This is a genomic window from Bifidobacterium sp. ESL0822 (genome assembly GCF_052606675.1).
Map to the genome: position 1 here is coordinate 1629851 of NZ_CP199596.1, position 16107 is coordinate 1645957.

9 protein-coding genes are annotated in these 16107 nt (G+C 56.8%); 3 read left to right on the forward strand and 6 right to left on the reverse strand.

Annotated elements, in window-relative coordinates; all coding sequences use genetic code 11:
* Positions 1–301 precede the first annotated feature (301 nt).
* Both ACUIAF_RS06365 and ACUIAF_RS06370 read left to right on the forward strand, forming a co-directional pair.
* The gene (locus ACUIAF_RS06365) at positions 302–1249 is read left to right on the forward strand and encodes a ParA family protein (protein ID WP_445339176.1); all 948 of its coding nucleotides are present in this window, start codon (positions 302–304) and stop codon (positions 1247–1249) included.
* 4 nt (positions 1250–1253) lie between these two features.
* Entirely contained in the window at positions 1254–2849 is a 1596-nt protein-coding gene (locus tag ACUIAF_RS06370; RefSeq protein ID WP_445338225.1) for a ParB/RepB/Spo0J family partition protein, read from the forward strand.
* Positions 2850–3621: 772 nt separating this feature from the next.
* Here the strand turns inward: ACUIAF_RS06370 and trxB are convergent.
* Positions 3622–4572, reverse strand: a complete 951-nt coding sequence (gene trxB, locus ACUIAF_RS06375; RefSeq protein ID WP_445338226.1) for a thioredoxin-disulfide reductase — start codon at positions 4570–4572, stop codon at positions 3622–3624.
* A 109-nt stretch (positions 4573–4681) separates the two neighbouring features.
* On the opposite strand from trxB, the gene ACUIAF_RS06380 reads away from it, so the two are divergent.
* Positions 4682–5038, forward strand: coding sequence for a hypothetical protein (locus tag ACUIAF_RS06380; RefSeq protein ID WP_445338228.1), 357 nt, complete (start codon positions 4682–4684; stop codon positions 5036–5038).
* A 1205-nt stretch (positions 5039–6243) separates the two neighbouring features.
* Here the strand turns inward: ACUIAF_RS06380 and ACUIAF_RS06385 are convergent.
* From ACUIAF_RS06385 to ACUIAF_RS06405, 5 genes are all read right to left on the reverse strand, one after another.
* Positions 6244–7446: a D-alanine--D-alanine ligase family protein gene (locus ACUIAF_RS06385; protein WP_110417892.1), complete on the reverse strand. Its 1203-nt coding sequence runs from the start codon at positions 7444–7446 to the stop codon at positions 6244–6246.
* Between the two features lie 3 nt (positions 7447–7449).
* On the reverse strand, positions 7450–8733 hold the full coding sequence (locus ACUIAF_RS06390) for an aminotransferase-like domain-containing protein (protein ID WP_445338229.1): 1284 nt from the start codon (positions 8731–8733) through the stop codon (positions 7450–7452).
* A gap of 243 nt (positions 8734–8976) precedes the next feature.
* A complete protein-coding gene (locus ACUIAF_RS06395; protein ID WP_445338230.1) occupies positions 8977–13200 on the reverse strand; it encodes a lipid II flippase MurJ in 4224 nt (1407 codons plus the stop codon).
* Complete coding sequence (locus tag ACUIAF_RS06400) at positions 13197–15410, reverse strand: DUF6049 family protein (RefSeq protein WP_445338232.1); 2214 nt, start codon at positions 15408–15410, stop codon at positions 13197–13199. Before ACUIAF_RS06400 ends, ACUIAF_RS06395 begins: the two co-directional genes overlap by 4 nt.
* Positions 15407–16075: an NUDIX hydrolase gene (locus ACUIAF_RS06405; RefSeq protein ID WP_110417888.1), complete on the reverse strand. Its 669-nt coding sequence runs from the start codon at positions 16073–16075 to the stop codon at positions 15407–15409. Before ACUIAF_RS06405 ends, ACUIAF_RS06400 begins: the two co-directional genes overlap by 4 nt.
* Between the last annotated feature and the right edge of the window lie 32 nt (positions 16076–16107).

Genomic DNA, 16107 nt, shown 5'->3' on the forward strand with positions numbered 1-16107 from the left:
TTATCGTTTATTAGCCATTTCGTGTGGTGTGAAGCGTCAGACTTGTCAATAATTACAAGGCAAAGCTAATAATCTAAGAGGAGAGTGAGTCGCTGTGGCATGATTGGATCTATCCACACTTATCCACAGTTATAAACAGCGGCCGTGTATAACTCTCGGATGTACAGACATGTCCAAGTGGAACGGGAAAATTGAATGGTAATCAAAAGGAGGAAGGTTCGTGACCGCATCGAAGAAGGTGAAACCCGTTTCGAGAAATACTCCGGATATCGGTGAGCATCCCACGCCGAACGCATCAGGTATGGAAACGGCAACGGATATACTAAATCGGATATTCGCTGATGGTACTGGTTCGGTGTCTGGTGCGGAGATGGCAGATCTTTCTGCTCGCTATCAGGCATTACGCCAGGCCGAATTTCCTCACCCATCAAAAACACGCTTCATTGCCGTTGCAAATCAGAAAGGTGGGGTAGGGAAAACCACGACCACTGTCAATTTGGCATGCGCGTTTGCCGAATTCAATGCACGTGTGCTGGTCATTGATATGGATCCACAAGGCAACGCTTCTACTGCATTGGGCGTGGCTCATGAATCCGGGATGCCATCAACATACGATGTACTGGAGGGTCGCCTTGGGATTGACGATGTTAAGGTGGCTTCCCCCGAATTCCCTAACCTTGAGGTTGTCCCATCCTCCATTGATTTAAGTGGTGCTGAGCTGGAAGTCGCAGATATGCCCAACCGCAATCAGCTCATGAAAAAAGCAGTCGCCGACTACCTCAAAATCTGCCATCAGCATTATGACTACGTTCTTGTTGATTGCCCGCCTAGTCTCGGACTGCTGGTTCTGAATGCCATGTGTTCTGTCAATGAGGTATTGATTCCAGTGCAAGCTGAATACTATGCCCTTGAAGGGTTGCAACAATTGTTGCACACTATCGGACTTGTTCAGCAAAGCTATAATCCTTATCTCGTAATCTCTACCATGTTGTTGACTATGTATGACAGGCGAACTCTGCTCAGCAAAGAAGTGTTTGATCAAGTCAAGGAACATTATCCAGAGATAGTGCTTAATACGACCATCCCGCGTTCCGTCAAGATTTCTGAAGCTCCCAGCTTCCGGCAAAGCGTTATCACTTACGACCCTAAAGGAGCTGGCGCTATCGCTTATGAAGAGGCGGCGTTAGAAATCGCACAGAGATCTGAGCAAGTGCTGGAACATATTTCCAATAGACGACAGGGGGAGTGAGGACATGACAAGCCGTTCACGGTTAGGCAAGGGCTTGGGGGCTCTATTTCCCGCCCTGCCAGGTGAAGATGATGAAAGTAATGCCGACAAAAATCGGCAACAAGCTAATAAAGTACCGAATTCCGGTAACAAGCAGCCCACTCTTCAAGGTTTGGGTGCGGAATCAGACAAACGACAGCGGCCGAGGACAGACACCGCAGAAAATGACAGGGCAAGCAAAGAATACAGTACTACGCATCCGGATCGTGGAAGCTCTCAAATAGCGGCTTCGGCAAAGTCTTCTGAGAGCGGTCGTAAACGTTCTAAGACAGGACAAAAGCTTGTCAGCAGTTCCGAGTCTCTCAACATGGATGTTTCACGTGAAACATCCACGGCGAAGAGGGCTACCAAGCGTCGGTCAATCCCGTCCATCAGCAGCCTGGAACATCCAAGTGATCTATTCTTTGGTCCAACGACAACAGATGTTTCACGTGAAACATCGCTGATGGTGGAATCGAATGAGGTTGTCGACCGTCGAACAAAGGAGACCCAGCAAAGCGCTAATCGTACGCCTATTGTTGGCAATGATACTGGGTCGAATAACAAGGCGGAGGGCAATCACCAAGAAGAGCTGAAACCAGTCCAAGGTGGGTACTTGGCTGAAGTGCGCGTGGACGATATTAGGCCTAACGCTCAGCAGCCGCGGCAAATCTTCGATGAAGACGAACTGCTGGATCTTTCCCGCTCCATCAAGGAAGTTGGTGTATTGCAACCCATAGTGGTGCGTAGATCAACTCTTGTAGACCGTCCAGGAACAATCGAGGATAAAACAACTGCAGTTGGCAACGCGACAAACAAATCCAGTGCAGTCGAAACTAAGACCGGTGATGATCAATCTAGTCAGCTTTCAAACAATTGGGAAGCGGCTCTGCGGCAAGGAACCCATTTTGAAATCATAATGGGTGAGCGTCGTTGGCGTGCTACTCGATTGGCTGGTCTGGATACCATACCTGCAATTGTGAAAACAACGAGCGATGACACCATGTTGCGTGATGCCTTGCTCGAGAATCTCCATAGAGTGGCCCTTAATCCGTTGGAAGAAGCAGCCGCTTATCAGCAAATGATTGATGATTTTGGCTTGACTCAGGACGGTTTGTCTAAGTCGATCTCTAAGTCCAGACCTCAGATTACGAATACACTTCGATTGTTGAAGTTGCCCCCAAGTGTGCAGAAAAAGGTAAGCTCAGGTGTGTTGTCGGCTGGACATGCCCGCGCCTTGCTTACTTTGCCGGATGAAAAGTCTATGACTGCTCTGGCAGACAAGATCATTGCTGAAGGTCTGTCGGTAAGATCTACCGAGGAACTTGTCGCTTTGCAGACCGGGCAGGCCAAGAAGAGAGCAAAAAAGCCTAGAGTAGACGCCTGGGCGGATAGTCCCGTACGCCAGGATCTAGAAAGTCGCTTTGACACCAAGGTGGCTATTAAGGGCACTAAAAAGCACGGGAAAATAGAAATCGTTTTTTCTTCGCCTGAAGACATGGACCGCATCGTTGCCATTCTCTTGGAAAAGAATCAATCTGCAAGTAATGACGGAGATTCGGGTGATAAAGACTGGGTTTGATCCCATTCTGGAAATGGAACTTCAGGGTTTGCTCATCCAAACCTTGCCGTTAAAGTGAGCGATTGCTTCATGGCTCGATCGAGTTTGGGATGGGTTGATGAGCAATCGCTGCATTTGCCTTGGGATCAGAATGATTGGGCCATCCTAGGTATGTGTTCCATTCACTAACCAGATATATCTGCATTGGAATGTTGATTAAATAGCTTGAAGCTGGCAAACAGTCAGTCGGCAGACTGTTGGATTATGAATCACTGCATAATGGGTTATCCGGTCATTTTGTCGGGTCACCATATCTAACTGGATCCGACTGGTAGCTTGATAGCTGTCGGCAGTGTGATGGGTATATCCAATCCCGAGATATGCGATTAGTCGTTGTTGACCGGCTACCCAGTAGGTCATGATTGAATTGCTGCTTCTTTGTACGCCGTCTGGTAGGTAATAAGCCCTTGCTTTCGTACGGCTTTTGACGGAGGTTGGCCTTGGCCGTTGATGTGAGGTGGCAAATCCGTGCAGCGAGACATTGAGAATTTCAGTTACGGCTTTGGGGAGGAGGGAATCGGTTGTGGGAGATTGTTTCGATGAGAAGCAGCCTGTGTCAGCGGGGGATGATGTGCGTAGCTGTAAGGTCGGGAATGCTCTTGTTGAGTAGAGTGTCCGGTCGTGGCCAATGGAGAACTAGAAGAAACTAAGTAGGTAACACGGCATAATCAATAAACGGAGTGCCTGACAATCGTAAACTGTCAGGCACTTAAATCTTTGTTTGCGGGGCCGTTCAAGCCTTATGGCTATCCAAACTTGTCAGATATTCCTGAGCGTCTAAAGCAGCACGGCAACCCATACCAGCAGCAGAGATGGCCTGACGATAGATCTTGTCGGTCACATCACCAGCGGCAAAGACTCCAGGTACAGAAGTGGTTGTCGATCCACCCTTGACCAGGATATAGCCGTCCTGGTCCAGATCAACTTGTCCATTGAGGAAAGCAGTCTGAGGGGTGAATCCAATAGCAACGAAAACTCCGTTAGCTGGAATAGTGGACTGCTGGTCAGTGGCTGTATTGCGAATATCCAAAGACGTCACACCACTATCGTCGCCATTAATCCGCGTGACGACCGAATCAAGAAGGAAGTTGATCTTGTCATTAGCCTTGGCGCGGTCCACCATGATTTTTGAAGCGCGGAAGCCTTGGCGACGGTGAATCAGTGTGACAGAAGAGCCGAAACGGGTCAGAAAGTCCGCGTCACCCATGGCAGAGTCGCCACCGCCAACAATAACAATCGGCTTGTCTTTGAAGAAGAAACCGTCGCATGTGGCGCAGTAGGATACCCCTCGTCCTGAGAACTCGCGCTCGCCAGGAACATCCAATTTACGATATTGCGAGCCAGTGGTGATAACGACGGATCGAGCCTGGTATTCCTGGCCGCCATCCGTTGTTATCCGCTTGACGTCTCCGTTCAAGTCAACTGAGACGACATCGTCGTATTCAATCTGGGCACCAAAATGTTCTGCCTGATCGCGCATCTGATCCATCAGATCGGGGCCCAGTACCGCTTTAGGGAATCCAGGGAAGTTCTCTACTTCGGTGGTGTTCATAAGCTGACCGCCAGGCGTAAGAGCTCCAGCAATAACGAGTGGAGCGTATCCGGCTCTGCCAAGATAAATGGCGGCTGTGTAACCTGCTGGTCCGGACCCTATAACAATGGCATCATGAACAGTTTGCTTCATAACGCTACTGTATCCATGCAGGATGACCGAGGCACACGCGGTGGGCGAAAAGGGCGCTACTTATCTCACAGTAGGTTCGGTTCTGATAGGGGCAGGCTATTCTTGAACTATGGAGAAAACCGTGGTAGTCGCCATCGTAACCAATCTTGGGACGATTCTAGTGCTGATTTGGTTTATGCTCCGAGTTGATCGGTTGCTGCGGGAGCATCCTAGCCATCAAACAGATGATAAGAGTAAGGATGACAGCTGGCATAGCTGGCGTTTTTGGAACCCACCAAGCCTTGAGGACAATGTTGACGAGTTGGACGCTGATTCTCCGATAAAAGACAAAAGCCTTGGGACTGGTGAGGATATGACTGCCATGACTGCTGACCGATATGTATCTTCAAGTCAGGAAGAACCTGCCGAAAGTTCTTCGCGCGCATCGGGCAAGGACAAGGACGAGGAAGGTAGCAGAAATAAGTAAGACGTATCTAGCCAGGCCGTAGACAGTTCGATAAGGGTGGGGTGCGGTTTCAATTGTTAGTTCGATTTTACGAAAGTATGGTCTCTTAATAAGGACGGATGCGCTTGGGTATGTTGTACATGCGAATCCAATGACTTGCAGGGTATCCGCGGGCTTTTCCCTATCCGCTTTGGATCGGTTGCCAGGGGGCAAAATGCGTAAGCGCTATGACTCGATGAATCAATTCTGATAAGGAGATTGTACTCATCAACGATGAGTATGTGCGAATCGGGGTAAATCAATCAGTACAACAATGCCGATAAAAGAACGGCAATTAACTGGTGCGGTCTCGCTCTCGCTCAGAGTTCCTGCTGGCACAGTAGAGATGTGCGCTCGATTTTTGAAGGTATAAAGGCAGCGTTGCCTCAATGTAGTCGCGCTTGTTTGATAAACATCTCGATAAAGAAGCCTGAGCCGATTGATGCAGAACCCGTAGTGATTGCGATCCTATGAAGGCTGTATTCATTTGCTCGAGGCCCGTATCTTTATTCGACTCGCACCGTTAACGGGCAGGATTCTCTGTTGGTTATAGGCGTTGTGGCATGCGGGGCTCTCGCTGGAGTTGATGAAGTAAGTTGATCATCCCAGAATGTTTCACGTGAAACATTCGATACCGACCATGCGCACATGCATAGGCGTAGAGCAATATAGCACTGTCTTGAGTTGAATCCTGGAAGGTGACCAGCCATACCGGCATCGGCTATATATTAGACCGCGTCTCTTCTGCAAGTCAGCCTAGTCGGCAATATAAAAGCAAGGACTTGATTGAACATACCTCCAATCAGCCTTGGCTTTGGTGGAGTAGTAAAGGAGAAGCGGGGGAGAGGAGAGGAACGGAGAAGTTGGGAGTCGAGATTGACGGATAAAGGGAGGGAGATAACCGAGGCAGAGTGGTGAGCAGTGAACAACTGACATTTGGCGGGTAGAGAAGAATGATGATGAGAATAATGGATATAGAACAGAGTACCGGGTTTGATGATTACAAACTGTCAGTCCGTACTGTGTGTAATGTGCTCGTCTTGTGCACTATCTGCTCTGCCTGTATTTGCAAGCTATTGAAATTGCAAGTCCGCATGATACATATTGTGCAGTGTACACACCATATATCATGCGGACTTTGCTCATGCTAACCGAGTGGTAGGCAGAGCCAGGTAGGCTTTGAGGCCTCATTTGGTTCGTTTTTGATTCAAAACTGATTGAACCAATGCAGTGTATAGCTCTGGCAGGTTGTAGCCGGCGGCCAGGGCTGATTGCGGTAGAAGCGAGGTGTCCGTCATGCCGGGCGCAACATTGGACTCCAGGAATTGCGGCTGACCTTGGGCATCGACGATGAAGTCGGTGCGCGAGATATCTCGAAGCCCCAGAGCCCGATGGGCGGTCAGTGCAGCATCGCTCACAGCCTGTGTGGTCTTGGCATCCAGTCGAGCTGGAACATAGAACTCCGTCGGGCCAGGTGTGGAGCGAGCCTCGAAGTCGTAGGTGCCTGAGGGGGTCCAGATTTCAAGCGGAGGCAAAACCAGGGGGTGTCCGTCAAACTCGAGGATGGAGACGGAGACTTCAGTGCCCGTGACAGCCTGTTCGATTAGTGCCACATCACCGTAGGCAAAGCAGTTGATCAACGCCTGAGTGAGCTGGCTCTGTTCCGTCACCATGGTGCAACCCATGGCCGAGCCGCCCATGGTGGGCTTGATGAAGAGCGGAAGCCCCAGCGAACCTAGAAGCATATCGATAACGGGTTCGACTCCCAGCTCGCGGAACATGGATTCAGGCAAGGTCACGGAATGTGGCGTCTGCAATCCGGCCATGCGGACAACGTTCTTGGCGATGGGCTTGCTCCAGGCGGTCCTGGAGGCCTTGGCCCGAGATCCGATGTAAGGCAGTTCAGCCATCTCCAAGACATCACGGATGGAGCCATCTTCGCCGTTGGCGCCGTGCAGCAGAGGCCAGACCAGATCAGGACGGGTCGACTCGTCAGTCAGATAGGGCAGGAGCGAGCCATCCATGTCATGGACATGGACCGTCCATCCGGCCTCCTCCAGGAATCCCTGGACTCGATGCCCCGAGCTGATGGAGACATCGCGTTCATGGCTGAGGCCGCCGCAAATAACCAGGAGGGACTTATCAGCACGCTTGGTGGCCTTGCTCGCCAGGGAGAGGACATCGTCCATGGTGAATGGCGTGGCCTCGCGGGTGGAGCGGTGCGAGGTACGCCTGGCTCTTTTGGCCACTTCGCCAGCAGTCGTGGCTACGGTGGTGTCCGGGCTGTCGACTGTGGTCGGCGTCGCGCTCGCGGTTGTCTTGGTCTTGCCGACTGCCGGGGTTTTGCCGCCGGTCTGCTGCCGTGGTGTCTTACTGTGCTTGGCCGCCATGATTCAGCCCCTTTCCTTGCCGCTGTCGGGCTCGAACAGCCGGACGGTGGCGAGTTCATTCTCGATGACCGTGGACAGTCTGCGTATTCCCTCTCGGATTCGATCGGGAGTGGGGTAACAGAAGGACAGGCGCATATGGTCCGCGCCCTCCCCGTTATCGTAGAAGGCTGTGCCCGACACGTAGGCCACCTTGGCGGTGATCGCCCTGGGCAGCATGTCCTTGGCATTGAGCCCCTGGGGTATCTTCAGCCAGATGTAGAAGCCACCCTTGGGTTTGAGCCATGAACAGTAGGGCAGATATTCCTTCAGAGCCTCGTCCATGGCATCGCAGCGTTCCTTGTACATTCCCCGGTAATCGTTGATTTGCGATTTCCAATCGAAGTTGTCCAGATAGGTGGTGATGGTCATCTGGCTCATGTTGGAAGGACAAAGGATGGCCGACTCGTTGGCCAGAACCAGTTTCTGTCGGATGCCGGGAGGCGCAACCATCCAGGCCACGCGCATGCCAGGAGCGATGATCTTGGAAAAGCTGCTCAGGTAGACAACGCCCTCGGAGTCGTAAGAGCGCAGGGCCGGGTAGGTTTGGCCGTCGAAGGCCAGCAGTCCATAAGGATTGTCCTCGACGATTAGCACGTGGTACTTCCTGGCGATTTCAATGACTCGTGGCCGCCGTTCCACGCTCATGGTGGCCCCGGCAGGATTGTGGAAGTTGGGCACAGTGTAGAGGAATTTGACCGACTTGCCCTGGCGGCGCTGCTCCAGAATGGTCTCCTCCAGAGCCTCAGGGATCAGTCCGTCTCCGTCCATGGCCACGTTGACCACATCGACCTGGAAGGATTGGAAGACGCCCAAGGCGCCCACATAATTGGGTGCCTCGGCCAGAACCACATCACCGGGGTCGCACATAATCCTGGTGATCAGGTCCAGTCCCGACTGGGAACCGTTGACTATGACCACATCATCCGGCTGGACGTCCTTGATGCCTTCCAGCTCCATGATGGGCAGCACGTCTTCACGCAGGTGGGGATCGCCCTGTGCTGACCCATACTGCCAGGCCACCTGGCCCTTGCTCCGCAGCATATCGCCAAGCTGGTCGGCCAACTTGGCGAAAGGCATCCGGCCCAGATAGGGCATGCCGCCGGCCAGGGAGACCACCTCAGGCCGATTGGCCACGGCGAAGAGGGCACGAATCTCGGAGGCCCGCATCTGCTCGGCTCGTGTTGCATAGGAGCTATACCAAGGATCGTTCTTGATGACCTTGGATGCGATATTGGGATCATCCGCCATAACTGACTTCCGCCTTCCTGCCGCCGTTGTCTAAGGAAACTGTATTACCTGTGGGCGCTATGTAGGAGGAAAAATCCAACACATTACCATTTCGGTACACCCATAGTATCGGCATACGGATGGGTGGGCAGTCATGTCCGGTTGACGGGGCCCATGGGGCCTGCAGGCAATTGCGGTCGACAAGTGGCCCGTGGGCCGACGTCGGGATGATTCGCCTTTGTTGCCGTCGACCCATAGTCATGCTCAGAAGACTTGGACGGAAGTGAAGCGCAGGGTATTGCCCGGCATACCATCCATGGGTACCCAGATGACCAGGTCCTGAGTCGTTACCGGCTCGCGCAGGGTGACCTGGGTTGTGCCCGAGGCATCGAAGCTGAAGTCGGCCAGAGGCTGTCCCTGGTTGGGCTGAGCCGCTGTGGAATTCGCATAGATCTGGGCATGGCCACCGCTCTGAGGTGCGACGATGGTCAGGCGGGAGACCTCTTCCGGCTTGGTTAGATGCATATACCATCCATAGCCCTGCAGGCCGGCAGGCTTGTTGAGGAAGAGCTGGCGACTGGTCTGATAGGCTGTGGTGTTCTTGGGCTTGGGCGGATCGGGAACCTTGCCCGCCTTCTTGTCAGCGTGGCTGACCTTGTCGTTCCCGGCATTGGTGTCGGCCTGAGCCTGGTCGTCACCATTGCCATTGCTGGAGGGAGTCGCTTCGTCGCTCTCATTGGTCTTGCCGGGGAAGGGCACGTTGGACATGACCGGCCAGCCGCCCTCACTTTTACTGACCTCGGATCGGGATCCGGTAATGGTTGAGAGGGCCCAGACCAGGGCCACCACAACGATTACAGCCGCTATGGCGATGACCACTGAGCGAGTCGTGAAGCGTCCGAACAGACGGGTGTCAGCCATATCAGCTTCGTCATCCAGATCCTTATCCTGCTCATCGTCGGAAAGTACCGAGTATGTCACCGGCACGGGCATGGAGTGGATTTCAGGTGTGAAGCTGGGGGGCAGCGGCTCCATGACTGTGGTCTCTTGCTCCTCCTCATCGAAATCAGGGTTCTTAGAGGAACGGGCCACCTGGGCAGGTGCCACGGTCTTTTCAGAAGATGCGGCAGAAGGCGAATGTCCACTGCGAGCTGCAGGTTCTCCACCGCCTGCGATATGAGATTCAGCGGCGGCAGCTCCTGTTTGACGCGCATGCGAATCCACGTCGTCCTGTGAAGCGGTCCAGTTGGATATTGCTGTGGTCTGGCGACTGTCGGCCGTCGCATCGTCCTGCGCACTGCCGGACTTGTGGAAGTCCCACTGGGAGAAGCCTCGCTCCACGGGATTGTCGGCAGTTACGCCGTTGCCGGTGAGAGCCTCGGAGGATTTACGCTGATCGTCTTTGATGGTCGGCATTCGTCCGGTCACAGCCTTGGACTCTTCCTCATTGGCCGCGGGCCTGGGCATTGTCGCCCTGAGTGCGCTCACATCCATGGCTGCGGTCTTGCGGGAGGAGCTGTTCAGCGAGCGTAGCCGCTGACGCTCGTCAAAGAGCGAGAAGAGATCCGTATCCGTGTCTTCTGGATTGAGCATCTCAATCTCACTGCGGCCGGGGAAGAGCAGTTGGTTGGTCTTCCAGTGCGGCTCATGGTGGGATACGGTCTGCGCGGCAGGCAGGGCTGAGGAGGTCAATCCCGCGGGAAGCGGGAGTACGTTCCTGGGGTCCACCGGGCGCAGGGCCACGGCCTCGATGGATGCACGGCCGTCCAGCTCGGGCCAAATCAGATCGCTGTCGGTCAGCTCCTCGGGCGGGACCCAGGGGCTGAGCAGGGCCGAGAGCTCCGCCAGGGTGACCAGTGGAACCGGCATGGCTCCCTGCTCATTAGCTAGGCCCAGTCCACGCATGCAGATGATTTTGAACTCTTCCGGGGTCTGCTCGGGCAGCTCCTGCAGACTTGGCTGTCGTCCGTCCTGATCGGCCCGTCTGGTCAGCATGGCATAGAGCACGCCGGCCAGCCCGTGTATGGCATATTCCTCGTCCGTCAGTCCCATTTCAGTTGAGACCGACGGGTGCTCGAGCATAGGCGATATGGGTGCATCGGCCAGGGTGATCGAGGCTGGCGCCAGCCTGATGGTGCTCGTGGAGACTGCATAGTCGACCATGCCGGCGGCATGCAGGGTGCGCATGGCCTCGGTGACCTCTCCCATGATGGTGCCGATGGCCCGGTTGCTGAGCGTTTCCCCGGCGGGTCCGTGCATGTAGTCCCTCAGGGACATACCGGCATCGGGGGCGGTGACGATCAGGGAGACCTTGTCACGGGTGTGCAGCTGGTAGACCGGGGTGAAGCGGCGGTCCTTGCTCAGCGCCAGGCTGGAGGCGTTGACGTTGATCCGGTCCATGCAGGTTGAATCCCCGGCGATGAAGAGCTGGCAGTCCCTGTCCAGGACCTTGTCCTTGGCCCGCCAGGCGCTCAGACCGTTTGCGCGGCGGAGCAGGGTGACCAGGGTATATCTGCCGAGGATGGTGTCTCCGATATGCGCGTTCATGGTTGCCGAGCTCTCATCAGAAGTGGGGCGTCGCCTGTAGTCGGCGACACCATGGTGGACCTTGCTGTTCCTAGGTACAATCCTAACGGGTTGCGGGGTCGGAGGGGCCGGCGGAGGCCCGGCTATCGCGGATTCTCCATCAGTATCGGACTCATGGGCCTCTTCGAAGTTCTCCAGGGCTGCGTCCATGCCGGGCAGAGCGGAGTCAGGGGAGGAGGAGTGCACCACCCTGACCGAGCGGTCGGCCAGCCGGGAGGGTCGTCCCTGCAGAGTGTCCATGCTGCGGACGGGGTGCCGGGTTGCCCTGCCCAGTCGACGGGCCAGGTCGATCAGGAGCTGGGTGAATTCCTCAGTGCGCAAGGCTACCAGGGTCACGACATAGATGACCGCCGTCAGCAGGGTGATGACCACGCAGATGAAGAGTGCCTGCACCCAGCTCATATGGCCCTGTCGGCCCTGAACCCAGGCGCCGACTAGGTGGGTCACCGGGGTCTTGACCGTCAGGGCGGCTGCCAGGGCCAATCCCGCAGCCAGGAAAGCCTTGGCGTAAGTGGTCAGAATCCGTCGCTCGTCCAGATTCCCCTGGAAGGGGCTGCGCAGCATGTGGGTCAGGACAGGGAAGCTGAGGATGCTGCTCAGGGACAGGCTCAGACCCACCAGCGCTGCCCAGTAGCGGGGAGGGAACAAGCGTATGGATACCAGAACCAGTGCTACCTGGATGGTGTTGGAGACAGCAGCGAAAATGAAAGGATGCCGCCCATCCTCGAAGGCGTAGAAGGTGCGCTGAATGAGCAGGAAGGCGCTTGAGGGGACCAGCCCCAGGGACAGGGTTATCAGCGGCCCTGAGATAAGGACAGACTCATGGACGCTTACCGAAGGCAGCAGTGCTCGTGTGATGGGCACTGGAATTGCCAACAGGACTGCAGCGAAGAAGAACATGGCCAGTCCGACGTTGCGCAGGGCTTGGCTCAGCTCATTGCGGGCATCCCCGATGCGGCCGTCCGAAACCGCTTTGGACAGCTTGGGAAAGAGGGCCGTGCTGACCGAGACGGCTACCAGGGAATAGGGGAGGATGAAGAGCGTGTAGGCGTTCTGATAGGACCCGTTGCCAGCGATGTCGAACGGGTTGCCTTCAAGGGGTGCACCGTTGTTGATGCGGGCATTGACCACGTTGGCCAGCTGGTCGATGATGACCACGCACATGCTCCATGCCGCTACCGAGCCCATGGATCGCAGGCCGATTCCACGCAGACCCCAGCGAGGACGATAGCGGAAGCCGCTCATGATCAGGGGGATGAAGAGGACCAGTGCCTGGAAGGCCACGCCCAGGGTCCAGGCTCCAGCGGTCAGGGCCACCTTACCGTTGTCCCAGAAGCCGACCGGCTGATTGCGGGCGTTGCCGAACAGGAGGATGAAGGCCAGGAACCCCAGGCAGCTGATGACGTTGGCGCCTACCGAGCTCCAGGCGTATGCGGTGAACCGGCCCTTGGCGGCCAGGATCTGACCGAGGACCGTGTAGAGCCCGTAGAAGAAGACCTGGGGCATGCACCAGAGGGTAAAGGAGTTGGCCAGGGCCCGCTGGGCCGGGTTCCACTTGGAGTTCAGATAGATGGTGGTCAGCACCGGGGTGCCCAGCATCAGCAGCAGGGTCAGCAGGGCCAGGAGGACCATGGCGATCGTGATCAGCTTGTTCAGCCGGTCTGCTGCATCCCGTTCCTTGAGGGTGCGCACGATCTGCGGGACCAGGATGGCGTTGAAGATGCCGCCTGAGATCAGGGTGAACATGACCTGAGGGATCATGGCGCCGGTCTGGTAGGCGTCGGCCGCGATCCCGGTGGTGCCTATGGCGGCTGCCAGCAGGATGGTGCGAATCTGCCCGGTCACGCGGGAGGCTGCGGTCCCCGTGGCCATGATGGCGGAATTGCGCCCTACGGAACTCATTCGTCCGGGTCCTTCGTACGGTGGAACTGCCGCCAGAGCCCCAGGAGTCCTAGGAGTACGGCGATGACGATGATGATTAGGCCGCTCATGTCGCTCAGTCGCAGATTGCTGGTGATCTGAGCCCGGCGCACCTGGCCGAAGGGGCGGCCCTGGCTGTCCAGCAGGCCGATGTCCACGTTGGCCCTGCCGGCTGCCGCCACCCTGACCTTAAAGGTCACTTGAGCCTCGGAGCGGGCGGGAATAACCACCTCCGCCATACGCGAGGTGACAATCTCCATGGAGTCGGTTCGAGCGCTGATGCGAGCGTATACAGGGTAGGGGTGGCTGTTGCTGACGGTGACGGGCATAGAAGCCGTCTCGCTGACCACGTTCAGGGACTCGCTGGGCGTGATGCTGATTCCGTCAAGGAGCCGGTGGGATATGGCCTCGGCCTGATCGGCCAGACCAGCGGCGGTTGCGGTTCCCCCCAAGGACTTCAGAGCCAGGTCGTCGTGGGTTGCGGTCAATTGGTTCAGCCACTGATGCGGGTCCTTGGGCTGGCGGGCGGTGGTGTCGGCATCCTGGCGGGCCAGGGCCTGACTGTCGGTCTTGCCTGCTGTGGCACTAGCGGTGGGTTGGGAATCCTGCTTGTTGTCAGCCAGAATGGAGGTGGCAAATCGGTCGATGTCGGCCCGGCTGGCAATCAGAGAGTCCAGAGTGCCTGTCGAGCCATCGCCGTGCTTGGTGCCGCTCTTGGTGCTGCCGAGCTCCATGGCCTTGAGCAGACCCGACGACCCGCCGGTGAAGTCGGGCGCCTTCATCAGATTGTCCATGGAGATCAGGTTGATCCACGGAGCATGCTCCAGTTCGGTCATGATCTGGTTTGCCTGCTGGGTGTCCTCATCGGCGTCGAAGCAGACCAGGAGGGAGCGTTCGGCGTAAGGCTGTTCCATCTGGTAGAAGGCACTCTGGGCTATGAAGCGGGCCGTCTGCCCAGCCTGAGTCTGCTCACCGGTGGCGCGTGTGGAGCTGGGATGGCCCCTGGCCAGGTTGCTGAGCTCTCGCTGGGCCGACAGGACGGTTACCTTTCCGGCCTTGGTTTCGAAGGTGTACTTGCCGGTGTGGGCGGAGGTGCCGGCGTCGACCTCGAAGCCTTGGGGGGCGATGACCGTCTGATAGCCGGCACGTCGGGCGGCGGTGATGGAGTCCATGGTCCACTCCTGTCGGCCCTGCCAAGCGTATATGCCAGGCGTTGCGTCAGCATAGAGCTTGGCTGCAGTCTGGGCGCTCCAGGACTCGGGGGTGACTCCAGCCTGGACATAACGGTCCTGACTCTGGGATGCATACCTGGTGATGTCGAAGTCGGCCGGCTGAATCAGCCCCTGGATCTGGGGACGGTTGGCGAAGGCGGACAGGTAGACCGGATCGCCCAGGGCCTGCAGGGACTTGTGCTTGGATAGCAGCTGGCTCTGATCCTCCTGGCGGCGGGCACCCTGGCGGGTCAGTGTCACATTCCGGTTTTTATCGTTGCCTGGGCCTGACTCGGATTTGGCACTGGACTGGGTCATCAACGCCGTCATGGCCCTGTCGTCAATATTCCAGTCCGAGGAGGTCAGCGGAAGGACCATGGTCAGGGACAGGGCGGGGGTGCCTGCGGTGGGCAGGCCATCCCAGGTCCTGGTCAGAAAGGTGAACACATCGCCCAGGACCCGGTCCTGATCGTCGCTCAGGGAGAGCCGGACAGGTTTGGGCCCCCAGCTGGTCATCTTCTTGATCGCGTCTTGATCAGTCGGCACGTTGACTGCAACCTCGATGCTCTGCCCGGCCGGGATTGTCGGTACGGTCTGCGTACCCAGCACGTCCGGGGTGGGGATGCGGGCGTGGCCTTCGGACCAGGCCTGCATGTCAACCCGGGAGCTGAAGGAGTAGAAGGCGCTGGTGGACACGCTCAGATGCGCATGCTTCATGGGCTGGCTCGCGGTGTTGGTCACAGCAGCGCGCAGGGCGTAGCCGGACTTGTCGGTCACCACCGGCGTCGACCAGCGCAGGGCCACCTCGGCTGAGCTCTGATGACTGGTGGCAGCCAGGGCTGGTGTCGGGTGCCAGGGGGTTATGACCAGGGCCAGCAGAAGGACAATCGCTAGCAGGATTCGAGCCCACCGAGCCCATCGATTAAAGGCATGGGTGCGCTGGCTGGTGCGCCCGACCGGGCGCAGGGGGGGCTGGATCATGGCTGTTTTTTGTACTTCCTCGCGTAGAGCCAGGCTATTTTACGCTCATTGGGGTAACTGAGCACCGAGGTCAGGTCGGAGAAGTCCACCCAGATGGCATCTTCGGCCTCATGATCGGGGTCGCCTTCCACGCTCAGGGATCCTCCGATCATCCGCAGGACGAAATGATGGACCAGCTTGTGGACCCGCTGGTTGGTTCCGGTGAACCAGTAGTCGATGGTGGCGATGGAGTCGGTCACCCTACCCAGTATCCCCGTCTCCTCATGGACCTCGCGCACCGCCGTCTGTTCGGGTGTTTCCCCCTTCTCGATATGCCCCTTGGGCAGGCACCATTCCAGATGGCCCGAGCGGGAGTGCCGGGCGATGATGGCCACCCGGTCATGCCGGTCGAAGATCAGTCCGCCCGCCGAATACTCGCGGACCACGGGCAGCTCCTGGGCATCCAGGGAGGCGAAGGTTGAAGGTCCTGAGGCATGCTTATGCCGGGGCATGAGGGCAGGTGTGGGAGCGTCATCCTCGGTCTGTATGCGCTCGCGGACCTGCGGATCCAGACGTTCGCTTACGGTTTCCACAAGATGGCCCCGCTTCTGCTGGCCGCGGGCATGAATGTCCGCAGAGTCGGCGCTATGCGCAAGCATGCGCGCCATGTCCGCGGGCGTAATCATACTCCAACTCTACGTAAGGTAATGTGCAGGTG